The organism is Apilactobacillus kunkeei (genome assembly GCF_001308195.1).
GTDB classification, from domain to species: domain Bacteria; phylum Bacillota; class Bacilli; order Lactobacillales; family Lactobacillaceae; genus Apilactobacillus; species Apilactobacillus kunkeei_C.
The window spans coordinates 158,287-182,759 of sequence record NZ_JXDF01000017.1; the positions used below are offsets into that span (position 1 = coordinate 158,287).

A 24,473-nucleotide genomic window follows, 5' to 3' on the forward strand; every position below is an offset into this window, starting at 1 on the left:
AATATTCACCCTTTCTTTCATAATGAAAAAAATATCCTTCACAAAAAAATGAAGGATATTTTTAAAGATTATAATATATTATTGATTATCTTCGTCTAATCCTTTACCAACAATGTCACCTAAAGTGAATCCATTTTCTTCTTCAGGAGCATTTTCAGTAGCATTATCAGTAGCTTCGACATGTTCACTTGAATCTTGAGCATTTTCTGGTTCAGGTTCAAGAGCACGTAATGATAAAGCTAAACGATGTTCACTTGGGTTAACATCTAAAACTTTAGCATCAACAGTTTGACCAACCTTTAATACATCAGAAGGTGTATTAACATGTTTGTGTGAAATTTGAGAAATGTGAATTAACCCTTCAACACCAGGAATTACTTCAGCAAAAGCACCAAAATCAACTAATCTCTTGATAGTTGCCTTTACAGTACTACCTTGAGGAGCTTTTTCTTCAATTTCATCCCATGGTTGTGGCTTAGTTTGCTTGATTGAAAGTGAAATTCTTCCACGTTCCTCGTCCATAGCAATAACCTTAACTTTAACGTCTTGGCCATTTTCTAGAACGTCAGCAGGCTTGTTTACACGTTCGTATGAAATTTCTGAAACGTGAACTAGTCCGTCGATACCACCAAGGTCAACGAAAGCACCGAAATCAGTCATACGTGCAACTTTACCTTCAACAACATCACCAACATTTAGCTTGTCCATAACTTCTGAACGAGCTTCTTCTTGGTTCTTAGCTACAACATCACTGTGTGAAAGAACTAATCGGTTCTTTTCAGGAACGATTTCAACAATCTTACATTCGAATTGTTGACCGTTGTATTGGTTTAAGTTTCTTACAAAGTGGTTAGTGATCATTGATGCAGGGATAAATCCACGTACACCAGCGTCTACTACTAAACCACCACGTACTGCGTTTTGAACAGTAACAGTAATAGTTTCATTGTTTTCAGCTTTTGCCTTTAATTCGTCCCAAACCTTACGTTCTTCTAAACGACGAATTGATAGAAGGAAGCTTCCACCTTCTTTATCATCACCGATACGTGAAATTACACCAAATTTACCTTTGTCGCCAACTTTAAATTTGCTTTCAACGTCATCAACAGGTTGTGAGGATAGTTCACGACGAGGAACAACTCCTTCAACCCCGGTGTTGTCAATACCAATAATTAATTGATGATCCTTGTCAAAGGCCAAAATTTCACCACTGACAACATCGTTAATATTAACTTGGTCCACACTATCCAAGGCTTCTAATAAATCTTTGTTTGTTTGTTCATCTGATTCACTCATCTGATATTTCCTCCTTGAGACTACTATAACTTACATTCTAGACTATGTTATTAATAAAATCTAGTTTAATGATTAAATTATAGTGTTTGTTTTTTTGTTATTTCATCAGAGATGGCATCAACCACTTGATCAATTGACATCGAAGTAGTGTCAATTTCCTTTGCATCAGCAGCTTTTGTCAATGGAGACACGGCTCTATGAGAGTCTTTGTAGTCTCTTTCTTCAATTTCTTTTTTCAATTGTTCTAGTGGAACATGAATACCCTTTTCGGCATTATCTTTAAAACGACGATCAGCTCTTTCATCAACACTAGCAATCAAGAAAATTTTAACTTCAGCATCTGGTAAAACTGTTGTTCCGATATCTCTACCGTCCATAACAATACCACCCTTAGCTGCAATATCTTGTTGTCTTTGAACAAGTTCTTTTCTAACTGCACCTAGACTAGCAACAGTTGATACGTTATTAGTAACATCTTCTTGTCTAATATCGTTAGTAACTTCTTGTCCATCAAGGAAAACCTTTTGTTGTTTTTCCCCAGGTTCAAAAGTAATTTCAGTATCATTTAACATGTCTAAAATCACTTTTTCGTCATCCAAAGGATATCCTAATCGTAAGGCCTTTAGAGTAGTTGATCTATACATTGCACCAGTATCACAGTAAATGTATGAAAATCTTGCTGCAACTAATTTGGCAACTGTACTTTTTCCAGCAGATGCTGGTCCGTCAATCGCTACTTGTAACTTACTATTATTCATAAACTTAAACACCACTTAATTTTATTTTACTAGAATCTTTTGGCCGTTTCTAACCTTGTTAGAATCAGCAATACCGTTAATTCTCATTAGACTTTGAACACTTGTACCGTACTTCTTAGCAACACGGTATAAATCAGTCATACCATCTTGGCCAATAACAGCGTATCCACTGTTGTTAGCAGTTGTTGATTGGTTGGTAGTTGTTGTTTGGTTTTGTGTGTTATTGCCATTAGTTTGACCTTGAGTATTATTGTTTGAGTTATTCATTGTGTTGTTCATGCTTGATGAACTGCTCATTGCTGAAGAACTACTCATTGAACTTGAGCTAGACATCATTGAACTTGAACTTTCTTTATCATTATCACTTGATTTCTTCTTTGAAGACATTGAAGAAGATGATGAAGAATTAGTTGTTGTAGAGTCAACATTGTTGCTACCACTTGGACTACTAATCATTCCGTATACTAGAGCAAATAATCCAATTACTACTAGGATTGTGATTAAAACGATTGCAACTGTCTTATGTCCTCTATGTTTTCTTCTACTTTCTACTCTTGAAAAATTACTGTAATCGTCGTTATTATTCAAAATAATGACCTCCTAATAATATCTTATGTCTTAATTATACATGAATTTTACTATTTAGAAAAAAGAGTTTGAATAATACTTTGCCATTTGACATTCTGTGGCCGCGAATTCAAGCTTTTGCTTTCTTGAACTAAATCCATCTGTTCTAATTGTAATTGGGTGTCTTCTCCATTACAACAATTTTCATCGTGTTCAGAAAAAATTTCGTTAAAGTATCTAAGTAAAAATGCACGCTTACATCCCTTTGTTTTCACATAACCCAACATTTGGTTTAAGGATGTTACTAATTCGTTTCTTCTTCCCTCAAATATATTAATTACTTCGTTTTTCGTAAAACCACTTTGAAAATAATAGTTAATGAGATTGGCTTTTTCGTCCAATTCATTGTTTTTCAGTTGTTGATAATGATCATAAAAGAAGTTAATCATATCCTCACTTGGAATTGTGTCATCAATAAATCGATATTGTAAAATTTCGTCTTTTTCTTTATACAAAATAACTGAGATGCTTTGTTTACCATCCCTACCAGCTCTTCCCATCTCTTGGACGTATGATTCCAAATTAGCGGGCATGTGGTAATGAATGACAAATCTGATGTTATCCTTATCGATTCCCATTCCAAATGCACTTGTGGCACAAATTATATCAATTTGGTCACTAATAAACTGATGTTGAATTCGATATCGACTATCAGCATCTAAATCAGCATGGTAAACCTCAACGTTTAATTTGGTTTTTTCTTTTAACCACTCACAAACTGCGTTAGCAACCTTCTTACTAGAGAAGTAAATAATCCCTGGCTTCATCAATTTATTCACTAGGTATAGCAAGTGATCATTTTTATCCTCATTACTAGTAAACGTATCAACGGCCAATGCAATGTTAGGTCGATTCGTCGAGTACTTAATCGTTTCTACGTTTGGTAAACCAATTTTTTCTTTAATGTCTGAAACGACATCATTAGATGCGGTAGCAGTCAGCATTAAGGCAGTCGGATGATTTAAACTGATGATTATCTCCTTTAAGTTTAGATACTCAGGTCTAAAATCTGGTCCCCATTGATTAATACAGTGCGCCTCATCTACCACAAATAAAGAAATTTTGTGCTGCTTAAAAGCATCTAATACATCTGAATTAGACAACATCTCTGGTGAAACGTAAACGTACTTGTAGTTATTTAAATTATTGATGACTCTTTTGCGATCAACCCAAGAAAGATTAGATGTTATCGCGACCGTTTGTTTTTCACCCAGGTACCTCATTCTATCAACTTGATCTTGCATTAATGAAATAAGCGGAGATACCACGATTACCATCCCATTAACCATCTTACCAACGTATTGATAAATAAGGGTCTTACCCGTACCTGTTGGCAACACGCCTAATGTATCCTTACCATCTAGGATTGATTGGATAACCTCTTTTTGCCCAGAACGAAAGTCATCAAAGCCAAACCATTTCTTTAGATGTTTCTTTAATTCTTCATCACTTAACATCTTGTTTGCTCCTTAATATTTGATAGATTCTGAACTCAAAAAAATTGATATCTGTGCTTTCACTGATCTGACGATATTGCCAATCATCAATTGGCAGGTTATCAAAAGATCGGCGTAATGTTCTTTCATCTTCAGCACTAACGATTTTAGTGTAAGGAAACTTACTTTCCGGTAACCAAATTGCCATCTCTAATAGATGTTCTCTCACAGTTGATAACTTTACGCTTAGGTTATTAGCGATTTGATCTAGCGTATTACCACTAACAAATTGTTTATACGTTTGAATCGCATGATGGTTCATCTTTAAAGTTCGCACGTCGTTTATCAATGGTAATAATAACTGATCATCATCATTAATAATATAGTTAATAAAATCGACCCAACCATCGTATTCCATGAAGAATGCTTCAACATTTGAAATGCCCAGGCTATCCGCCAATTGACAGTTTGTCATTCCATAAACATCATGGCCAATCATTTGTTGAGCAATGATATTAGCCTTCTTCTCATCGACTTGTGATAAGTACTTGGTTAAATAATCTTCTAGTCGACTTACGATTTCTGCCTTATTTTGAATAAACCATCTTTTAACAATCATCGCGCTCTTCATATCTGTTTTAACTGGATAATAGTTCTTATTTTGATAGCTATATTCTGAAACAGATTGAATGGCCAATAATATTCTTGCCTTAAACTCATTTACATCATAATCATATTGATACGATGTGTTCTGTAATATGTAAAAGGATTCCTTTACAGAATCCTTTTTAATTTGACCCTTTGTGGTCAATTGATACTGAAATTCATCAACTTGTTTTGCTAGACCGTCAATGATTAACTTTTTGAGTGATCCGTTGATAGAATTTAGATCATATGTTTTTAGAATTGCTGAGTATTGTAAGATACCGTAACGCATTGCCCAGAAAAGTGTTGAAACGGTTCTTTTCCCGTTTAGCAAGTTTTGAATTAGTTTAATTCTTCTTGGTTGCGTCGATGATAGAAGCAATAACAGCAAATCTTTGTTCATTGTTTATCTCTTTTCTTTATATTTTTCCCATGCATTGCTTCTGTTATATACAATCACGAAGACAATACCAATGAATAATCCCTTGATAATGTTAAATGGTGCGACTGTGTATAACACAGAATCCAATAGGCTAAAGCTCAATTTAAACCCAGTTAAATTGATGTATAGTGGTGTAATCACAAAATAGTTCAATACACTCATAACTAGAGCTAACATGACTGTTTCAAACAGAACCATAATAACGTATTTAGCGTGGTTTTGAACTAATTTATTAACCAATGTAACTGATAACACGATTGTTAAACTAGCGACTAATAACGCTGAAATTCCAATCAGATTAATCAAAGAAACACCGGTAAAGACGAAGTATAGTACCGCTCTTAGCAATGCTACGATCAAACCACTACGAGTTGATAATAACACAGTTGCTAAAAGAATTGGGATATCACCAAAATCTAACTTCATGTATGGTGCCATTGGTAAGATAGGCACTGAAAGATAGGTCAATAGATATGCCAATCCTCCTAAAATAGAAACCTGAACCAGGTTCTTCAAACTAAAACGACTACTTGTACTACTTAACATAATAAATCCTCCATATGAGGAATATCTTCAAAAAAAGCCCATTGATCCATCGAAGACCAATGAGCTTTTTGCGTACTCAAAAAGAGATCTTCTTTATACCAGACTGTACTGTCGGCTTTGGAATTTCACCAAATCAACTATCAAACGATAGGTAGCGGGCTGTAACCGCCGGTCGGGAATCTAACCCTGCCCTGAAGATAAACCAATTTTTATTTTTTCAAGAACGATTATAGCAAAAAAGGCCTGTTTTAAACAAGCCTTTTATCTCTTTTCAGTCATTTCGTATAGCTTTTCAACTTCGAATTTCTTTAATGGACGGTAATCACCTGGTTGTAATCCCTTTAAGTTTAGGAAAGCAAATGATTCACGTTTCAACTTTTTAACCGGATGACCGATTGCCTTGAACATGTTCTTAACCTCATGGTTTTTACCTTCATGAATTGTTAATTGTACAACAGCGGTCTTCTTACCATTATCGGTTTCTAAGACGTTTGTCTTGGCAGGTGCGGTCTTCTTACCGTTAATCTTAACACCTAGTCTTAGTTGCTTTAATTCGTCGTTAGTTGGAATTCCTTCAACCTTAGCTACATAAGTCTTTTCAACTTCGTACTTAGGATGAGTTAAACGGTTATCCAAGTCCCCATCATTAGTCATTAGTAAAAGACCGGATGTATCGTAGTCCAATCGACCAACTGGATAAATTCTTTGTTCAACATCTTCGAAAAAGTCTAGAACAGTCTTTCGATCCTTTTCATCAGACACTGAAGTGATAATTCTTCTTGGTTTGTATAACAAGTAATATACCGGTGCTTCCTTGTTGATTGGCAAACCATCAACTTGCACTTCATCAGAAACTTTAACCTTTGTTCCTAGCTCAGTAACAACTTGACCGTTTACCTTTACGCGACCGGCTAAAATAATTTCTTCTGATTTACGTCTTGAAGCTACCCCGGCTTTAGCCATTATCTTCTGTAGTCGTTCCGCCATTTTCTTCCTCCTGAAGTAAAATTTCATTATCAATTTTTGGTAATTCGTTTAAGCTCTTAATTCCAAACAACTTCAAAAAGTTATCAGTTGTTGTATAAAGCTTTGGATGACCCGGTACCTTCTTGTAACCGGCAGTGGCAATTAGACTTTGTCTCAACAATCTTTGGACTGTCTTACTGCTGTTCACACCTCTAATGTCATCCACTTCAACCCTCGTAATTGGTTGATTATAAGCAATAATCGTAAGTGTTTCTAGCGCTGTTTGAGTTAAAGAAATGCTTTCATCACTTTGTAAATATCCCTTAATTAGATCGTTTAGTTCTTCCTTTGTGGCAAGTTGAACCTTATCAGAATATTCCATCAACGTAAATGGTGAGTCTTCGTGTTCAAAAGACTCCTTTAGTTGATTCATTAATGTTTCTAGCTCACTAGTACTTAGTTTCAATAATGTGCTTAGATTGTCGTATGTTATTCCATCTTCACCAGATATATATATTAGGCTCTCTAGCTGCGCTAACTTACTAACCAATTACTCTTCACCTTGCTTTACGATTTTTTCTAAATATAGTTTGTCGTCGATTTGTCCGACCTTGACCTTTTGTTCCTTAACAAGTTCTAGTAGTGATAAAAATGTAGTAACTACAAATTCAACGTTACTAGTCTTATCAAATAAGGAATCAAACTCAACTGATTGCTGTTTGGATAATCTATCCATAACATATGTTGATTGGCCTTTGACAGTGTATTCCCATTCAATCACTGAGTGTACATATGGTTCATTTGATTTAATCTTTTCGATAATTCGATCAAACGCTTGTTGAATTAAATCGATACTGAATTTTTCGTTATCGTTAAAATCAATCATCTCATCGACACTTGGTAAAACGGGATCAACGCTGTGATATTGACTAGTCTTAGTCTCCATCTTTTTCAACACTTTTGATACTTCTTTATATTCTTGATAAATCAAAAGTTGATTTACTAATTCATCCCTTGGATCTTCGTAATCATCATCTTCGTTAATTTCATCATTTCTAGGCAACAATAGCTTAGACTTGATTGCCATCAAATTGGATGCCATTACAAAGTATTCACCTGCGATATTAACATTTAGGTTTTTCATCTCAGTCAAATATTCAACGTATTGTCTGGTAATCTTTTCAATTTGGATGTCATATATGTCCATTTCAGATTGCTTGATCAGATGTAATAGTAATTCTAAGGGGCCATCAAAATCATCAATGTGAATATTTATGTTGTTAGAGTTATTGAACTCTGGTTCCATTACGTTTCTCCCAAATTTCACAGATTGAAGTGGTATCCATTGTTCCGACAATCTTTTTACCCATGTATAGGTTATTTAAATCATCAATCATTGAACAGCAGTTATTAATGTTCCAAGAATCGGGTGTTAGGACTACTCTTCTTAGAACTAATAAATCATTTTTTTGTTCAATTGCGACTAATCCAGCCCAATTGTCATCTTGATTTTTCCATAAGTAAATAACACGGTTATCACTATCTTCATACCAGTTCATTTCATCTTCTAAATGATTACCCTTATTCATGTCTGGTAATAAAGAAAGCATATCCATAGCGATTTTTTTATATTCTGTTCTATATTTTAGTAGCATCCCAAATTCCTCCAATCTGTGCTTTAGGCGTGTGGATGAAAATCATCAAACGCCTTATTTAGATGTTCATGGGAAACATGTGTATAGATTTGAGTCGTCGATATATCCGAGTGCCCCAATAGCTCTTGTACAACTCTCAAATCCGCTCCATTTTCTAGTATATGAGTAGCAAATGAATGACGTAAAGTATGTGGCGTAACCTTTTTCTTAATACCAGCTAAACCAACATAACGTTTAAGCTTTTGCCAAATACTTTGTCTACTTAAACCAGATCCATGAGCATTTAAGAATAGATAATCACAATGTCTTCTTTTTAGCAAAAGATTGCGACTGTTTTCCATATAAGTATATATCCACTTGATGGCCTGAGAGCCAATCGGAATAATTCTTTCCTTGTCTCCCTTACCAATCGTTTGAATAATTCCCATATCCAAATGTAAATTATCCATCTTCAAATTAACTACTTCGCTAACACGCAATCCTGTGGCATACATAACTTCTAATATCGCCCTATCTCTAATGCCATATTTGTCGTTTGTATCAGGAACTGCCAGCAACTTATCAATTTCCTTCATCGTCAATACATCTGGTAAATGATTGGCCGATTTAGGAGTATCTACATTGACCATCGGATCTTCGATGATGAAGTGATATCTTTGTAGGTACTTAAAAAACTTTTTCATCGTTGAAACAAAACGGATTATGGAATTTCTTGCCTTTCCACAATCCTTCATGTACTTCATATAATCTAAAATTATCTTTGAATCGACTTTTTTAAATTCACTAATATGATTGTCTTTTAAGTAATTGATAAATCCTTTAATGTCTTGATGATAGCTCTTAATCGTATTATCTGATAATCCGCGTTCAATCACCAAATAATGTAAGTAGTCCTTAACTTCGGAGTCCATAATATCACCCGATTTTATTCAATATCAGTTTCTTTACCCTTTTCAGTTAACAACATTTCGCCATCTTTTTGTTCAATCAGACGGTTCTTCAAAAGATTACCTACCGCACGTTTGAATTGTCCCTTACTGATACCAAAGAAAGCCTTGATGTCTTCAGGAGTACTCTTGTCGGTATAAGCAATCTTTCCATCTTCTGCTCGCTTCAAAACAGCAAAAATCATTTTTGAATCGTCACTAATTGCTTCGTATGCACGAGGCTTCATTGAAAGGTTCAATGTTCCATCTCGTAAAATTCCGATTACTCTTACGTCAACTTGTTGACCTAAGCGTGGTTCCATTTCACGTTCGCTCGGATGGATAAATCCTAGTCGATAGTCATCTGTGATAACACGAGTTCCGGCTAGCTTTAATCTGTAAGTTGTCGCCTTCATGTTACGGTTCTTTAGCTTGGGATTAGCTGGGATCGAAATACTCTTGAAGATTTCTTCGTCAGCTAATTCACCCCAAATTCGATCTTTTTTATCGATTTTCAAGGCAATCATGACTTTATCACCATGTTGAGGCCATAACTTTGTTAATTCAGGAAGATCATCGATTGATACGGCGATGTCCTTGTTAGGTAATCCGATATCAACAAAAATTCCCAATCCATACTTGCTTTGGACAACCGTTCCAAATGCATAGTGATCCACTTGGACATCTGGAATGTTTCTTGTTATTTGCATCTTGTGATTTTCATTTTCATATGCAAATCCCTTAAAGTTACTACCAATCTTTAGTGGCTTTAATATTTCGTCCTTATCCAATAGGAATGTTGTTCCTTCAATTTGAACAAAATAGTTTTTGTCATTTTCGTCAGTTACTTTACCAGAAACAACACGGCCTAAAAAGTTATTCATTAATATTCCTCATTTCGAATCGTTATATGTCAATTCTACACTAATTTACATAATATTTCGATAAAAAAAGAGGATGCATTTAAAATGCACCCTCTTTTCGAGTAAATATTATAGTGAGTTAGCAGCGCCTGCGTAAACAATTCCGCGACGTGCATCTACTGTAATAGTTTGACCGTCTGAGATGTTTTCAGTAGCACCCTTAGCGCTAACAATAACAGGAATTCCTAGTGAAATACCTAATACTGCAGCATGTGATGTCATACCACCATCTTCAACGATAATTGCGCTTGCCTTCTTAATAGCTGGCAAGAAGTCTTTGTTGGTATTCTTAGCTACCAACACGCCACCGTCAACAGCCTTGCTGTTTGCATCGGCAGCGTTACTTGCTAAAAAAGCTTTACCGATAACAGTCTTGTCGCCAACACCTTGTCCTTGAGCAAGTTCTGAACCGATCAACTTAACGCTCATTACGTTAGTTGTACCCTTTTCGCCAACAGGTAAACCTGCAACTACAAGGATTAAGTCGCCTTCCTTAGCTAAGCCAGTTTCAACTGCCTTCTTAGCTGCAAAGTCGAACATACCATCACTGTTTTCTGGCTTGTCAACAACGATTGGTTGAACACCCCAGTTAACCATTAGACCACGACGTACACGGTCATCAAAAGTTAATGCTAAGATATCAGCATTTGGATGGTACTTAGAAATCATACGAGCTGAGTAACCAGTTGAAGTAGTAGTTACGATAGTCTTGATGTCAAGATCCTTAACCATTTCAGCAACTTGCTTACCGAATGCTTCAGTAACGTCACCGTTGTTGAATGCAGGACGAGCGTCACCGTATTCAGCGTAGTGGTTTTCAGCCTTAACGTCTAACTTAGCCATAGTAGCAACTGCTTCTGCTGGGTAGTCACCGTTAGCACTTTCACCTGAAAGCATAGTAGCATCAGTACCGCTTAATACAGCGTATTCAACGTCTGAAGCTTCAGCACGTGTAGGACGTGGGTTTTCAATCATTGAGTCCAACATTTGAGTTGCAGTAATAACTGGTTTACCCATTTCGTTACATCTGTGGATTAAGTGTTTTTGAACGATTGGAACATTTTCTGCTGGAATTTCAACAGCCATGTCACCACGAGCAATCATCAAACCATCAGAAACCTTCATGATTTCTTCAAAGTTGTCGATACCTTCTTGTGATTCAATCTTAGGGAAGATTTGAACGTCTTCTTTATGTTCGTCTTCAAGTAATTTACGGATGTCTAAAACATCTTCTGGTTTTCTTACAAATGAAGCGGCGATGAAGTTAATGTGCATTTCTGAAAGGCCAAAACGAATGTCGCTTGAATCCTTTTCAGTAATACCTGGTAAGTTAATTGAAACACCAGGTGCAGTAACAGTTTTACGTGAACCTAGAGTAGCGTTGTTTTGAGCAACAACAACTAGTTCTTTGTTAGCTTCATCGATTTCTTTGATAACTGAGTCTAGGATACCGTCATCAAATAAGATGTGGCCACCAACGTGAACGTCAGCTAATAAGCCAGGGTAAGTAACGGCGATCTTTTCTTTAGTACCTTCAATAGATTCGTCCATTGAAATTCTAAATTCGTCGTTAGTGTGGAATTCAATCTTACCATCTTTTTGGATAGTAGTACGGATTTCAGCACCCTTAGTATCAAGCATAAGACCAACAGTCTTACCAGTTCTCTTTTCGGCTTCATGAACTTTGTTTAAACGATCAAAGTGTTCTTCATGGTCACCATGTGAGAAGTTAAATCTGAAAACATTAGCGCCAGATTCGATTAATTTGACAATAGTGTCAACATCGGTACTAGCAGGTCCTAATGTACTTACGATTTTTGTTTTCTTCATAAGTAAAAATCTCTCCTTTTATTTTGTATGATAAATCATCCCTAAAAGATGACTATCATGCATAACTAGGTTTCATCTAGAATTGTATCACTTTTTAAAATTTATGTCTTTTATTTTTGCGCAATTTTTTAATAATTCAAAATTATTTATAAACTACATTGCCATTGCCTAATAATTGAATAAGTTTATCGTGCAATTCCTTGCTATTATTCAAATTATTGTCCGTACTTAACAGCTTTTTGGTACCGTTTTGTGAATTATATATAACGACTTGATGATTTCCATGATTTTGTTTCATCAATGCATAAACATTTCTCAATACTTGATTGGAATTGTGGGCCTCATCAATCTTCAAATACCATTTTTCACTAGGCATTTGCTTTTTGATTTTACTCAAAACGTTTGCTGCAGGATACATCTTATCGGCAATCAGTTGATACTGACCGTTTCTCTTTTCGGGTTTACCACTTACCATAATTACCATGGATGTTCTAATCCAATTAGCAATAAGTTTGTAAGTTGATGGGAAGACTGTCACGTTAATATCTCCGGCAACATCTGTTCCATCAACGAACGCCATATTGTCACCCTTTTTGGTCCTAATGGTCTTAACTCTTTGCACAAACAATAGACAGTTAATTGGTTCATCATAACTACCCAATTCGTCTGAAGAAACAATCTTCATTGCACTTTGTAGTCTTTGATATTGTTCTACTGGATGTCCTGATAAATAAACACCAACGTATTTATTTTCCAATTCCAGTTTATCAACTAGACTAAGTTCTTCGGCAACTCGCTTTTTAGGCTTTAGTGTCTTGAATAAGTCCTGAGATCCGCCGCTTAAGTTAACTGATTCAACGTATTCATCAATCGAATTAGCTAATTCGGAGCGATTATCACTAAAACTATCAAAAGCACCCACGTAAATAAGTGGTTTTAATAAGTCGTTTTTTCTAAACTGTGGTGAAATTCTGGAAATGAACTCTTCTAGTCCCTTGTATGGACCATTTTGTTCACGTTCTTCAACAATTTCACGAATAAAATCACTACGTATTCCCTTGATGCATCTTAGACCAAAGATAATGTTTTGCCCGTCATCAATAAACTCTTCAAATGACTTATTGATATCAGGTGCCAATACATTAATATTACGTTTCTTAGCCTCCACAACATAAACATTAATCTTGTCGTGATTTCCCATTACGGAGTTCAACAATCCGGTAAAGAATTGACGACTAAAATGGGCTTTCAAATAAGCTAATTCAAATGCCATCTTACTGTAAGCCACAGCATGAGACTTATTGAAACCGTAACTAGCAAATCGTTCAATATATTCGAAGGTTTGACTAGCAGATTGCTTTGAGTAACCCTTCTTTTCGGCTCCAGTAATAAACTTATCTCTCATTGATTCCATTACGCCTTGCTTTTTCTTACTCATTGCACGACGTAACAAGTCGGCTTCACCAAGTGTGAAGCCACCCATGATTGATGCCACTTGCATTACCTGTTCTTGATAAACAATGATTCCATACGTTGGCCCTAACACATCAACAAGGGTTGCATCGATTCCTTCAACCTTTTCCTTGCCCTTCTTTCGAGCAATGAAGGTGTCGATATTTTCCATTGGACCAGGACGGTACAAGGCATCAACGGCCGCAACCTCATTGAAGTTATCCGGATGTAATGATTTCAAAACACGTTTAATCCCGTCAGATTCAAATTGGAAGATTCCATTTGTATCACCCTGTTGGAATAATTCCAATGTTTTGGGATCGTTTAAATTAATCTTTCTGATATCAAAATTACTGTTAACATCTTTTCTAACTAGTTGAATGATGTCGTTTAAAATTGAAAGGTTCTTTAAACCAAGAAAATCAATCTTCAACAAACCGATTTCTTCTACGTAGTTCTTAGAATATTGAGTAATCAATAGCTCTTCATTTCCTGATTGAAGCGGTGAAGTCTCAACAATTTTGTTTTGACTTAACACCAATCCGGCAGCATGCGTCGATGAATGTCTAGGGTTACCTTCTAGTTTAGTAGCCGTTTCATACATCAACTTATTCAAGGCATTGTCGTTAACGAGGTTCCTAAGTTTTAGTGAGTTATCGTAAGATTCCTTAAGCGTAATCTTTAACTTGTTTGGAATGGCTTTACTCCACTCGTCTTGTTCAAACTTAGATAAACCAAATGTTCTACCCACATCCCTTAATACTTGTTTGGTCGACATTGTATCAAAAGTAACGATTTGAGCAACGTTTTGATGCCCATACTTATCATGGACATAGTTTAAAATCACTTCACGTTTATCGTCTGGAATATCCAAATCAATATCCGGCATTTGAGCACGTTGGTCATTTAAGAAACGTTCAAACAATAGGTCGTATTCAATCGGATCAACATCTGTAATGTACAAACAAAACGAAACAAGTGATCCGGCTGCTGAACCACGTCCGGGTCCAGTCATGATATTTTGTTGATGAGCGTAGTTAATAACGTCCCACACGATTAGGAAATAATCGTTGAAGCCCATGCCATCAATCACTTGTAACTCATGTCTTAAACGGTCACGATAAACTAGCCATTTACCTTTCGGAACTGCTAATTCCACTAAACGGTGCTTTAAACCAGTTATACATAACTCGGCTAGGAAATCCTTGGATGACATGTTCTTACCATTATCATAATGTGGTAAAACCGGTTGTTTTTTACTAATTTCGACATGACAGCTTTTTGCTACCTTTTCGTTATTAGTTAAGCATTCTTCAAGTCCCTTTAGCTGGTAGTCATTAATTACGTCAGAACTTGATTTTAACCAGTTCTGGGTTTCTTCGTGACTTTCACCCAGTGGATTGGTTAGACGGCGATTATCATCTCGAATGCATTGCATTACTTTTAGAGCGAATGCATCATCGCTATTTAGATTTTGGACTCTAGATGATGCAATTAGGCCAACCCCTAATTGTTCTGATAATGGTTTTACTTGTTCAATGTAGTCATTATCTTCTAGTTTTTCTTCACTAATCGCCAAGAAGATATCTCCACCTTCATGACCATTCTTTAGATCACCTATAAAATCGCTCACTGTATCGACTTGGTGTTGTTTAATCAACGCTGCTACCTCGCCATAATCAGGAACAATGATAAAAGTATCTTTGGTAAAACTAAGTACATCATCTATCGAAAGATTTTCGTTTTCCCTTGTTTTAGCTAGAGTTGATAATTTCATGATGTTTTTGTATCCATCATTATTCTTTGCTAAAACAATCAATTGATTTGACTCCTCATCCGCTGAGACATTCTCAACGGAAAAAGTAAGTCCGATAATTGGATGAATATTATTTTTTATACACTTATCATAGAATTCAACTGCACCATACATAACTTTGTCATCAGTCAACGCCAGGTTAGTATACCCACGTTTAATTGCTGTTGAAATTAATTCATCTATTGAGATTGTACTATTCAACAAACTGTATGAACTCATTACGTTTAACGGTGTATAATCCATAAAAATCATCCCTTTCCTTCAACAATTATAACAAAAATATCAATTGGTTGGATTATTTATAACTGTTTTTTACTTCTTAACTGTGGTAAAATTTCTATGAAATGTGAGGTGGATATGATGAAATTCATTATTTCAAATCTATTAGTTATTTTCTGGGCTGTTATCTTCGGTGAAATCATCGGATACATTGCCAGTCAATTAACTGGACTAACCTATAACTTAACTGAAATTGGTGTCGTATCAGCCGTTGTTGTATTAATCGCTGTTAACGCTTTAACACTTATTTCAAAACACTCAGTCAAATAATAAAAGCTCAAGTTAATCAACTTGAGCTTTTTTTGTTTATTCAAATGTTAATTCGTTGTTTGCTAATCCAATCTTAACTGTAGACTTGGCTTTTACCTTATCTGCAATGATTAACTTAGCTAATGGGGTTTCGACATTTCTTGTCACAAATCTTTGTAATGGTCTTCCACCATATTGTGGGTCGTATCCATTATCAGTAATCCAGTCTAGTGCTTCATCACTGACTTCAATCTTGATTTGTTGATCATTTAAACGTTGACCTAATTGGTCGATTAAATGTTTAACAATTTGTCTTACATCCTTCTTGGATAGTGGCTTGAATGTGATGATGTCATCAATTCGGTTTAGGAATTCTGGTTTGAAGCTCTTCTTCAACAAGTCATTGACTTGTTTCTTAGCCTTATCAGAAATGTTTCCGTCCTTATCCAAACCATTCAATAAGATATCAGAACCTAGATTTGATGTCATAATCAATAGCGTATTCTTGAAATCAACTGTGTGGCCTTGGCCATCGGTTAATCTTCCATCGTCTAATACTTGTAGTAAGACGTTGAAGACATCAGGATGCGCTTTTTCTATTTCATCAAACAAAACAATGGTGTATGGATCTCTTCTAACGGCTTCAGTTAATTGGCCACCTTCTTCGTAACCAACGTATCCTGGAGCAGCACCGACAAGTCTAGAAACGGATTCTTTTTCCATGTATTCTGACATGTCAATTCTTACCATGTGTTCTTCTGAATCGAATAGGTTTTCAGCTAATGATTTGGCAAGTTCGGTCTTACCAACACCGGTAGGTCCTAGGAATAGGAATGATCCTAGCGGTTTACTTGGGTCTTGTAGACCAGCTCTAGAACGTAGTACCGCATCGGAAACAGCTTCAACGGCTTCATCTTGACCAACTACTCGCTTATGCAAGTTGTCGTCTAAATGAAGTAGTTTTTCTCTTTCACCTTGCATCAAACGGGCAACAGGAATCTTAGTTTCACGACTTAATACTTCTGCAATACCGTCTTCTGTAACTGATTCACTAACCAACCAGTCGTCTTCATGATCTTGATTTTCCATCTTAGCAAGTTCTTCTTCCAGCTTTGGAATCGTACCATGTTTTAGAATGGCAGCCTTATTTAAATCGTATGAGCTTTCGGCTTGTTGCAAGTCATTCTTAGCTTGGTCCAGTTCAGCCTTCTTGTCACCTAATGTCTTAATGGATGACTTTTCTTGTTGCCATCTAGCGTTTAACTTATTAACAGTTTCCTTTAAGTTAGCTAGTTCTGGTTCTAGTTTGGCCAAACGAGCCTTTGATTCGTCATCTTCTTCGTTCTTTAATGCGGCCTCTTCGACTTCGGCACGCATTAACTTACGGTTGGCTTGATCCAATTCAGTTGGATTGGAGTTCATTTCAACTTCGATTGTTGAAGATGCTTCATCAACTAAATCAATCGCCTTATCAGGTAAGAAACGGTCTGGAATATAACGGTCCGCCAACTTGGCAGCTGCAACTAAGGCGTTATCATGAATTCTTACTCCGTGGTGAATTTCTAGTCGTTCTTTAATTCCACGAAGAATTGTGATGGTATCGTCAACACTTGGTTCATCAACGCTAACCTTTTGGAAACGTCTTTCAAGCGCCTTATCCTTTTGCATGTACTTTCTGTATTCGTCAACAGTAGTTGCACCAATCAAATGCAGTTCACCACGAGCTAACATTGGTTTTAAGATATTTCCGGCATCCATACTACCTTCTGATTTACCAGCACCAACGATGTTGTGAATTTCATCAATGAACATGATAATTTGGCCTTCAGACTTTTTAACAGCCTTTAAAACCGCCTTCAAACGTTCTTCGAATTCACCACGGTACTTGGCACCAGCAATCAATGAACTCATGTCTAATTCAAACAATGACTTGTCCTTTAGGTTTTCAGGAACATCGTTTACGGCAATACGTTTGGCTAAGCCTTCCACGATTGCGGTCTTACCAACACCGGGATCACCAATCAAAACAGGGTTGTTCTTAGTCATTCTGGAAAGAATTCTAATTACATCTAGAATTTCTTCGTCTCTACCGATAATAGGGCCTAACTTACCTGCTCTGGCTTCGGCAACCAAGTCGACACCATATTTCTTAAGTGCTTGATAATTATCTTCTTGATTCTTTGAAGTCACCTTTTCGCCCCCTCTGATATTTTGTACTACTTCTTCAATCTTTTGTTTTGTAATTCCTTGGCCTTTTACATAGTCGACAACTTTGTTCCCTGTTGTATCCATTAATGCGATTACTAATGTATCAACGGCAACATAGCCATCACCCAAGTTTGTTTTTTCTTTTTCTGCGTTTTGTAATAGTTCTAGCATACTGGATGAAATATTTTGTCCATAGGCCACGCCTTGGCCATCTACTGTTGCAATTTCATCTAGTTGTTGATCCAATTGCTTTTCGAAATCATCAACGTTCATCCCTGCTTCAGCAAAAATTTGTCTTGCTAATTCACCTGGTTGAACCAATACCTTGAATAAATGGGTAATTGTGATTTCTTGATGTTTGCGATTAGCAGCCACCTTTTGTGCTTCAGCTAACGCTTGTGATACTGCTTCTGTTAATTCATCTGGATTCAATTATTTCACCTACTTAATAAAAAATACCTATGAGAAATCCATCTCATAGGTAAATTTTACCAAAAGGTCACATTAAATCAAATTATTTTGACCTTTTTTGACTAATTATTTTTCTGCGTTTAACTTAGCGATTTCAATGATGACATCACATGCTTTTTCCATTGTTTGAACAGATACATATTCAAAACGACCGTGCATGTTTTCACCACCGGCAAACAAGTTTGGTGTTGGTAATCCCTTAAATGAGATTGTTGAACCATCAGTTCCCCCACGAACTGGGAAAATGTCTGGTTTAACGTCAACATTATTCATTGCTTCCTTGGCTAAATCAACGACTTCCATGTTCTTTTCGATCACTTCGGCCATGTTGTAGTATTGGTCTTTAACTTCAACGTGAACACGGTCATAATCAAAGCGTTTGTTCATTTCATCAGCAATCTTTTTGAAGTATTCTTTTCTTTCTTCAAAACGGTTTCTGTCATGATCTCTGATGATGTAAGACATCTTGGTGTTGTCCGGAGTACCATTAATTTCAAGTAAGAAGTAGAATCCTTCCTTGCCATCAGTGTATTCAGGTCTTTCGTATACAGGTAGTTTAGCATTGAACTCCATTGCTAATAGAGCGGCATTGACCATGACATCCTTGGCTTCACCAGGATGGACATCGGTTCCTTTAATTTCAACGGTTGCACCAGCGGCATTAAAGGTTTCGTATTGTAGTTGACCTTTAGCTCCGCCATCAACGGTGTATGCCATGTCAGCACCGAAATCTTTAACATCAAACTTCAATGAACCAGTTCCGATTTCTTCGTCCGGACCAAAACCAACTTCAATTTCACCGTGCTTAATTTCAGGATGGTCAATTAAGTACTTCATGGATGAAATGATTTCGGAAACTCCTGACTTGTCGTCAGCTCCTAATAAAGTGGTTCCATCAGTTGTGATAAGAGTATCACCAGAATACTTATGTAGACTTTCAAATACGTTTGGATCTAAGTTGTATTCACCGTCACCTAATTTGATGTTTGATTTTCCATCATAGTTTTCTACAAATTGTGGGTTCACATTTCCTGAATTAAAATCAGCAGTATCAATATGTGAAATGAAACCAATCTTCTTAACATCTTTGTCGATGTTTGAAGGTAGGGTTGCAAATACATATACACTTTCTTCATTTGTTCTTACGTTAGATAAACCAATTTCTTTTAGTTCTTCCTTTAATTGGTTTAAAAATACTGTTTCACGGTTTGCTGATGGAATGGTAGTGCTGCTTTCATCAGAACGCGTGTTAATCTTAACGTATCTCAAAAAACGAGGTACTAAGTCTTCATACTTACTCATGGTGTTTCCCCCTAAATAAATTGATATGGATCAGTGTTTATAGAAGATTCTATCACATCTATTGGCCAATCATAATCTTTTGCCCACTCTTTGAACATTTCTGCCAAATATGGTTTGCAAATGCTTTCGATGTGATGGCCGGGATCAACAACTGACATATGGTCAGCAATCATATCATGCCCGACGTGATAATAAACATCCCCGGTAACATAAACGTCTGCACCTTTATCCTTAGCAATGTTATAGAACTTACCACCATCGCCACCTAGAACGGCAACTTTTTTAACTGGCTTATTCAATTCATGACTAATTAGGCGAAGACCGGAGACATTGAAGTATTGCTTACAATTATGCGCAAACTGTTCGACTGTTGTGGTTTCCTTTAGTTCACCAATTCGACCCATGAAGTATTCAACTCCATTATAATCTCCTTGACTTACTAGTCCTTCAACGTTTCTTAGGTCCATTGCTTCAGCTAACCAATCGTTCATACCACCATCAGCGTTATCCAAATTGGTGTGTGCAGAATAAACAACGATGTTGTTCTTAATGATGTCGGCATACATCTTATTTTGTGGGACATCTAAGTCCATGTTTTTAACAGGTCTAAACATCGCTGGATGATGAGAAAAAATCATATCACAGTCGTTTTCAATCGCTTCTTCAACCACTTCTGGTCTAACGTCTAAGGTTACTAACACCTTATGAATTTCTTGATTAATCGATCCAATTTGCAAACCGATTGGGTCTTGTTCAACCGCAATCTCCTTTGGTGCAAATTTTTCAAACTGGTTAATTAAGTCGAATGCTTTCATTTATAACACCTCTTTAATTTCCTCAATTTCCTTCTTCATTGAATTAATCTTATCAACTGGTTTATCATGCTTGGCCAAGTTCATTTGGTCAATTACCATTTCAATTCTTTCAATTTCGTTTTCCCACTTCTCAACGAAAACATCTGAGTGTTGTTTTAGTAAAAATGGGCCAAACTTAATTTCTTGTTCTGTGTATTTTACTGGTTCGTCGGTCTTTTTCGCAACGATAATTTCATAGGTGTGACCGTCTTCTCTTAAGATGGTTTCATCACTAATTTCATATTGGTTATTCATTAACCATGTTCTCAAACGATCTTCACCAACGTTTGGTTGAAGAATCAATAGTTCGTCGCCTGATAAGTGTGACTTACCGTTTTCTAGGATATTCTTGATTAAAGTTCCACCCATTCCGGCAATGGTAACACAATCAATTTTATCCTCTGGTTGTACTGATAATAATCCATCTGCTAGTCTAGTGTCGATTCGATCACTTAAACCTTCAGCTTTAATTTCTTGAATTGCGTTGTCTAGAGGTCCCTTAGCAACCTCACTAGCAATTCCAAATTCAATTTGTTTTTGTTTCATCAAATAAACTGGCAAGTATGCATGATCAGATCCGATGTCTGCTACTCGACTATTTTGCGGAACAAAATCTGCAACTACTTTCAATCTTTGAGATAACTTATTTGCGTCCATAAAAACACCTTTTCTACTTTGTTATTAGTTATATTATAACCGCTATAGAAAATAAAAAACAGATAGCAAATGCTATCTGTTTTAATTATTATTCAAGGAAATCCTTTAGTTGTTTACTTCTGGATGGGTGGCGTAACTTTCTCAAAGCCTTAGCTTCAATTTGTCTAATTCTTTCACGAGTAACACCAAAAACCTTACCAACTTCTTCAAGGGTTCTAGTACGACCATCGTCTAGACCGAAACGTAATCTTAAAACGTTTTCTTCACGGTCAGTTAGAGTATCTAAGACACCTTCAAGTTGTTCCTTTAGTAATTCGTATGCAGCGTGGTCGGCTGGACTAGTTGCATCTTGGTCTTCGATAAAGTCACCTAAGTGAGAGTCATCTTCTTCACCAATTGGTGTTTCTAGAGAAACTGGTTCTTGAGAAATCTTTAGAATGCTTCTAACCTTTTGAGTTGGCATATCCATTTCAGCACCAATTTCTTCGGGTGTAGGTTCACGACCTAAATCTTGAAGTAATTGTCTTTGAATACGGATTAATTTGTTGATTGTTTCAACCATGTGAACTGGAATTCTGATAGTTCTAGCTTGGTCAGCAATCGCACGTGTAATAGCTTGTCTAATCCACCAAGTAGCGTAAGTTGAGAACTTGAAACCTTTTCTGTAATCAAACTTTTCTACAGCCTTCATTAGACCCATGTTACCTTCTTGGATTAAGTCCAAGAATTGCATACCACGACCAACGTAACGCTTAGCAATTGAAACAACCAAACGAAGGTTAGCTTCAGCTAGTTCTTGTTTAGCTTCTTCGTCGCCTTCTTCGATACGAAGAGCCAAGTCAACTTCTTGGTCAGCAGTTAGAAGTGGAACACGTCCAATTTCTTTTAGGTACATTCTAACTGGGTCGTTAATCTTAACACCAGTAGGAGCTGAAGCTGAGTTCTTCAATTCAGCTTGAGTAACCTTTTTAGCTGCTTCTAGGGCACGTGGATCTGGATCACCATTTTTATCAACAACACTAATACCAGCGTCTTCAATTTTTTCTAGTAATTCGTACATTTCCGTCTTAGTTAGCTTGAATGGCACAGCAATTGTGTCATTAACATCGTCATAAGTAACGTGTCCAACTTTCTTTTGCTTCTTAATTAAAGCATTGGTTGATTCTTTTAGTTCTTTCTTGTTTAACTTCTTTTCAGCCATTAAAGTGCCTCCTAAATTACGATCTGTCGTTCAACTGTTTTTGTCTTTGTAACTTGATGATTTCCATCGCTAGTTCAGTTTGTTTATCAACATCCCCTAGCTTCTTGGCATCATTCAATTCAGCCTGTTTGTTCTTAAGCTGAACATCGATCGGCGCCTCATTCATTATTATATTAACATAATCGTCAACCTCTTCTTTATTTGGCGCATCGCTTAACGGTAACATTTCGATATTAATCAACATATTTTGTAACTTTTCTTCTTTAATGAAGTCTTGAAACTCTGCTGACTTATATTCGTCATGTGTTGCCATATAGCCTTGTGCCAATGTGTATAGAAGTTGAAAATCATCATCCACAAATGAAAAACCATCTTTACTCATCAAATGTTGCCACATTTCACGTGACATCAAAATGCGATTAAATAGATATAATTCCGCCAATTCAACCTTGCTATGTGATCTGACGTTATCAATTGGTTGGATGACTGGATGACCTTGTTGTGGTTCATCCCTTGATTTTTGAATCGACTTGTTAACGTTGTTCTTTTGAATATAGGTATTCATTCGATTAGTTAAATCTAACTTGTTCAAGTTAAATTGATCAGATAATTGGTTAACATAAATGTCTCTTTCCAATGGATCGGAAATCTTAGCAACTTCCTGTAAGACATCGTTAATATAACTAATCTGGTCAGTTTCATTATCCAAGTTACGGTTCAACTTGAAGTATCGCATCTTAAACGAAAGTGGTGATTCGTAGGCGGAATGCATATAACTAGCAAACTTTTCCTCACCATATTGTTTACGATATTCATCGGGATCAATTCCCTCAGGCATTTGAATAACACCTAGAGATAAATCTGTATTACCTAATAATGACAATGCTCGATTAATCGCATTTTGTCCCGGTGCATCACCATCATAACAAACACTAACGCTTGGTGTTAAACGTTTAATCGTAGCAATTTGTTCGGTGGTAAGACTAGTTCCCATTGAAGCAATTCCGTTGGTCACACCTGATTGATAAGCGGAAATAACATCCATGAATCCTTCAAACAAGATAACGTTTTTTTGCTTTTGAATGGTTGTCTTGGCATCAGATAGGTTGAATAAGACTTTTCGTTTGTTGAAAATATCAGTTTCAGGACTGTTTAGGTATTTTGCCGTTGAGGCATTTTTATCCATTACACGTCCTGAGAAACCAATCAGATTACCAAACTCGTTTTTAATTGGGAACATGATACGGTCAAAGAAACGATCACGAAGTTTACCATCATCAGTTTCAATAAATAAACCAGATTTTCTCATGTCATCATATTGAACTTTCTTGTTTTCCAAAAACTTATTTAAGATTTGTTCCTTAGGTGCAAACCCCAAACGGTAGAACTTGATGGTGTCATCGGTCAATCCACGTTCGTGCAAGTAATCTAATGCCGGTTGTCCCACTTCTGTATTCATCAAAATATGACTATACAATTCAGTGGCTAGCTCATGCATATCGATTAATTTTTTCTCAACCGGATTGATGTTTGATTTAGCTTTATTGGAATGCTTATATTGATCAGGAATTTCAATTCCTTGCATGTCAGCAACTCTCATTACCGCTTCCGGATATGAAAGATTTTCCAATTCCATCATGAACTTAAAGACATTTCCACCTCTTCCACAACTGAAACAGTGAAAGATTTGTTTTTGTTCATTAACAGAAAATGATGCAGTGTTTTCATTATGAAATGGACATATACCAAATAGATTACTACCAGATTTTTTCAATGAAACAAACTGACCAACCACATCGGCAATGTTGGTTTCATTTCTAATCTGATCAATTACTTCTTCAGGAATCATTGTCAGCATATCTCCTTTCACTGATAAAAGTCGCACCGATTTTTAGTGCGACTTTTGTTAAAAATACGAATAAATATTATACAGT

General features: G+C 36.3%; 21 protein-coding genes and 1 riboswitch. Of the genes, 1 reads left to right on the forward strand and 20 read right to left on the reverse strand.

Annotation, left to right across the window (positions count from 1 at the left end; genetic code table 11):
• Positions 1-78 precede the first annotated feature (78 nt).
• The 14 genes from rpsA to dnaE all read right to left on the reverse strand — a co-directional run bounded on the left by rpsA (position 79) and on the right by dnaE (position 15,570).
• Positions 79-1,296 carry a 30S ribosomal protein S1 gene (rpsA, locus tag RZ78_RS03955; protein WP_054608194.1) on the reverse strand — a complete coding sequence of 406 codons (1,218 nt, stop codon included), beginning with the start codon at positions 1,294-1,296 and terminating at the stop codon, positions 79-81.
• Between the two features lie 77 nt (positions 1,297-1,373).
• Positions 1,374-2,054, reverse strand: a complete 681-nt coding sequence (gene cmk, locus RZ78_RS03960) for a (d)CMP kinase (protein WP_034530802.1) — start codon at positions 2,052-2,054, stop codon at positions 1,374-1,376.
• A 21-nt stretch (positions 2,055-2,075) separates the two neighbouring features.
• Positions 2,076-2,642 carry a LysM peptidoglycan-binding domain-containing protein gene (locus RZ78_RS03965; RefSeq protein ID WP_054608195.1) on the reverse strand — a complete coding sequence of 189 codons (567 nt, stop codon included), beginning with the start codon at positions 2,640-2,642 and terminating at the stop codon, positions 2,076-2,078.
• Positions 2,643-2,692: 50 nt separating this feature from the next.
• Complete coding sequence (locus RZ78_RS03970; protein WP_054608196.1) at positions 2,693-4,138, reverse strand: RecQ family ATP-dependent DNA helicase; 1,446 nt, start codon at positions 4,136-4,138, stop codon at positions 2,693-2,695.
• Positions 4,128-5,165 carry a helix-turn-helix domain-containing protein gene (locus RZ78_RS03975; protein ID WP_054608197.1) on the reverse strand — a complete coding sequence of 346 codons (1,038 nt, stop codon included), beginning with the start codon at positions 5,163-5,165 and terminating at the stop codon, positions 4,128-4,130. Before RZ78_RS03975 ends, RZ78_RS03970 begins: the two co-directional genes overlap by 11 nt.
• 3 nt (positions 5,166-5,168) lie before the next feature.
• Positions 5,169-5,750, reverse strand: a complete 582-nt coding sequence (locus tag RZ78_RS03980; protein WP_054608198.1) for an ECF transporter S component — start codon at positions 5,748-5,750, stop codon at positions 5,169-5,171.
• Positions 5,751-5,832: 82 nt separating this feature from the next.
• Positions 5,833-5,953: riboswitch (FMN riboswitch) on the reverse strand.
• 58 nt (positions 5,954-6,011) lie between these two features.
• Entirely contained in the window at positions 6,012-6,737 is a 726-nt protein-coding gene (locus tag RZ78_RS03985) for a pseudouridine synthase (RefSeq protein WP_034530795.1), read from the reverse strand.
• Entirely contained in the window at positions 6,706-7,266 is a 561-nt protein-coding gene (gene scpB / locus RZ78_RS03990) for an SMC-Scp complex subunit ScpB (protein ID WP_034530792.1), read from the reverse strand. The genes RZ78_RS03985 and scpB overlap by 32 nt, the downstream gene beginning before the upstream one ends.
• Positions 7,267-8,022: a segregation and condensation protein A gene (locus RZ78_RS03995; RefSeq protein WP_054608199.1), complete on the reverse strand. Its 756-nt coding sequence runs from the start codon at positions 8,020-8,022 to the stop codon at positions 7,267-7,269. It abuts the gene before it with no gap.
• On the reverse strand, positions 8,003-8,371 hold the full coding sequence (locus RZ78_RS04000; RefSeq protein ID WP_034530791.1) for a hypothetical protein: 369 nt from the start codon (positions 8,369-8,371) through the stop codon (positions 8,003-8,005). Before RZ78_RS04000 ends, RZ78_RS03995 begins: the two co-directional genes overlap by 20 nt.
• Before the next feature lie 23 nt (positions 8,372-8,394).
• Positions 8,395-9,282 (reverse strand): site-specific tyrosine recombinase XerD, encoded by an 888-nt coding sequence (gene xerD, locus RZ78_RS04005; protein WP_054608200.1) that lies wholly within the window; start codon positions 9,280-9,282, stop codon positions 8,395-8,397.
• A gap of 14 nt (positions 9,283-9,296) precedes the next feature.
• The gene (locus RZ78_RS04010) at positions 9,297-10,181 is read right to left on the reverse strand and encodes a CvfB family protein (protein ID WP_054608201.1); all 885 of its coding nucleotides are present in this window, start codon (positions 10,179-10,181) and stop codon (positions 9,297-9,299) included.
• A 108-nt stretch (positions 10,182-10,289) separates the two neighbouring features.
• Positions 10,290-12,050 carry a pyruvate kinase gene (gene pyk / locus RZ78_RS04015; RefSeq protein ID WP_053796641.1) on the reverse strand — a complete coding sequence of 587 codons (1,761 nt, stop codon included), beginning with the start codon at positions 12,048-12,050 and terminating at the stop codon, positions 10,290-10,292.
• A gap of 142 nt (positions 12,051-12,192) precedes the next feature.
• Positions 12,193-15,570 (reverse strand): DNA polymerase III subunit alpha, encoded by a 3,378-nt coding sequence (gene dnaE / locus RZ78_RS04020; RefSeq protein ID WP_081006897.1) that lies wholly within the window; start codon positions 15,568-15,570, stop codon positions 12,193-12,195.
• 105 nt (positions 15,571-15,675) lie between these two features.
• On the opposite strand from dnaE, the gene RZ78_RS04025 reads away from it, so the two are divergent.
• Positions 15,676-15,867 (forward strand): DUF2929 family protein, encoded by a 192-nt coding sequence (locus RZ78_RS04025; RefSeq protein ID WP_225349239.1) that lies wholly within the window; start codon positions 15,676-15,678, stop codon positions 15,865-15,867.
• 36 nt (positions 15,868-15,903) lie between these two features.
• Here the strand turns inward: RZ78_RS04025 and clpB are convergent, their stop codons facing one another.
• The 6 genes from clpB to dnaG all read right to left on the reverse strand — a co-directional run bounded on the left by clpB (position 15,904) and on the right by dnaG (position 24,397).
• The gene (gene clpB, locus RZ78_RS04030) at positions 15,904-18,486 is read right to left on the reverse strand and encodes an ATP-dependent chaperone ClpB (RefSeq protein ID WP_054608203.1); all 2,583 of its coding nucleotides are present in this window, start codon (positions 18,484-18,486) and stop codon (positions 15,904-15,906) included.
• 105 nt (positions 18,487-18,591) lie between these two features.
• Positions 18,592-19,827 carry a peptidase T gene (gene pepT, locus RZ78_RS04035; protein WP_054608204.1) on the reverse strand — a complete coding sequence of 412 codons (1,236 nt, stop codon included), beginning with the start codon at positions 19,825-19,827 and terminating at the stop codon, positions 18,592-18,594.
• Between the two features lie 11 nt (positions 19,828-19,838).
• A complete protein-coding gene (locus tag RZ78_RS04040; protein ID WP_054608205.1) occupies positions 19,839-20,642 on the reverse strand; it encodes a Nif3-like dinuclear metal center hexameric protein in 804 nt (267 codons plus the stop codon).
• The gene (locus tag RZ78_RS04045; protein ID WP_034533938.1) at positions 20,643-21,338 is read right to left on the reverse strand and encodes a tRNA (adenine(22)-N(1))-methyltransferase; all 696 of its coding nucleotides are present in this window, start codon (positions 21,336-21,338) and stop codon (positions 20,643-20,645) included.
• Positions 21,339-21,426: 88 nt separating this feature from the next.
• Positions 21,427-22,539 (reverse strand): RNA polymerase sigma factor RpoD, encoded by a 1,113-nt coding sequence (gene rpoD, locus RZ78_RS04050; protein WP_034530776.1) that lies wholly within the window; start codon positions 22,537-22,539, stop codon positions 21,427-21,429.
• Between the two features lie 16 nt (positions 22,540-22,555).
• Positions 22,556-24,397 (reverse strand): DNA primase, encoded by a 1,842-nt coding sequence (gene dnaG / locus RZ78_RS04055; RefSeq protein WP_237756981.1) that lies wholly within the window; start codon positions 24,395-24,397, stop codon positions 22,556-22,558.
• Positions 24,398-24,473: the final 76 nt, after the last annotated feature.

What these genes read in the sequence shown, in the direction of transcription:
- rpsA (WP_054608194.1), bottom strand. Translation starts at nt 1,296, where the DNA reads ATGAGTGAATCAGATGAACAAACAAACAAAGATTTATTAGAAGCCTTG.
- cmk (WP_034530802.1), bottom strand. Translation starts at nt 2,054, where the DNA reads ATGAATAATAGTAAGTTACAAGTAGCGATTGACGGACCAGCATCTGCT.
- RZ78_RS03970 (WP_054608196.1), bottom strand. Translation starts at nt 4,138, where the DNA reads ATGTTAAGTGATGAAGAATTAAAGAAACATCTAAAGAAATGGTTTGGC.
- RZ78_RS03975 (WP_054608197.1), bottom strand. Translation starts at nt 5,165, where the DNA reads ATGAACAAAGATTTGCTGTTATTGCTTCTATCATCGACGCAACCAAGA.
- RZ78_RS03980 (WP_054608198.1), bottom strand. Translation starts at nt 5,750, where the DNA reads ATGTTAAGTAGTACAAGTAGTCGTTTTAGTTTGAAGAACCTGGTTCAG.
- RZ78_RS03985 (WP_034530795.1), bottom strand. Translation starts at nt 6,737, where the DNA reads ATGGCGGAACGACTACAGAAGATAATGGCTAAAGCCGGGGTAGCTTCA.
- RZ78_RS03995 (WP_054608199.1), bottom strand. Translation starts at nt 8,022, where the DNA reads ATGGAACCAGAGTTCAATAACTCTAACAACATAAATATTCACATTGAT.
- RZ78_RS04000 (WP_034530791.1), bottom strand. Translation starts at nt 8,371, where the DNA reads ATGCTACTAAAATATAGAACAGAATATAAAAAAATCGCTATGGATATG.
- xerD (WP_054608200.1), bottom strand. Translation starts at nt 9,282, where the DNA reads ATGGACTCCGAAGTTAAGGACTACTTACATTATTTGGTGATTGAACGC.
- RZ78_RS04010 (WP_054608201.1), bottom strand. Translation starts at nt 10,181, where the DNA reads ATGAATAACTTTTTAGGCCGTGTTGTTTCTGGTAAAGTAACTGACGAA.
- pyk (WP_053796641.1), bottom strand. Translation starts at nt 12,050, where the DNA reads ATGAAGAAAACAAAAATCGTAAGTACATTAGGACCTGCTAGTACCGAT.
- dnaE (WP_081006897.1), bottom strand. Translation starts at nt 15,570, where the DNA reads ATGATTTTTATGGATTATACACCGTTAAACGTAATGAGTTCATACAGT.
- RZ78_RS04025 (WP_225349239.1), top strand. Translation starts at nt 15,676, where the DNA reads ATGATGAAATTCATTATTTCAAATCTATTAGTTATTTTCTGGGCTGTT.
- pepT (WP_054608204.1), bottom strand. Translation starts at nt 19,827, where the DNA reads ATGAGTAAGTATGAAGACTTAGTACCTCGTTTTTTGAGATACGTTAAG.
- RZ78_RS04040 (WP_054608205.1), bottom strand. Translation starts at nt 20,642, where the DNA reads ATGAAAGCATTCGACTTAATTAACCAGTTTGAAAAATTTGCACCAAAG.
- RZ78_RS04045 (WP_034533938.1), bottom strand. Translation starts at nt 21,338, where the DNA reads ATGGACGCAAATAAGTTATCTCAAAGATTGAAAGTAGTTGCAGATTTT.
- rpoD (WP_034530776.1), bottom strand. Translation starts at nt 22,539, where the DNA reads ATGGCTGAAAAGAAGTTAAACAAGAAAGAACTAAAAGAATCAACCAAT.
- dnaG (WP_237756981.1), bottom strand. Translation starts at nt 24,397, where the DNA reads ATGCTGACAATGATTCCTGAAGAAGTAATTGATCAGATTAGAAATGAA.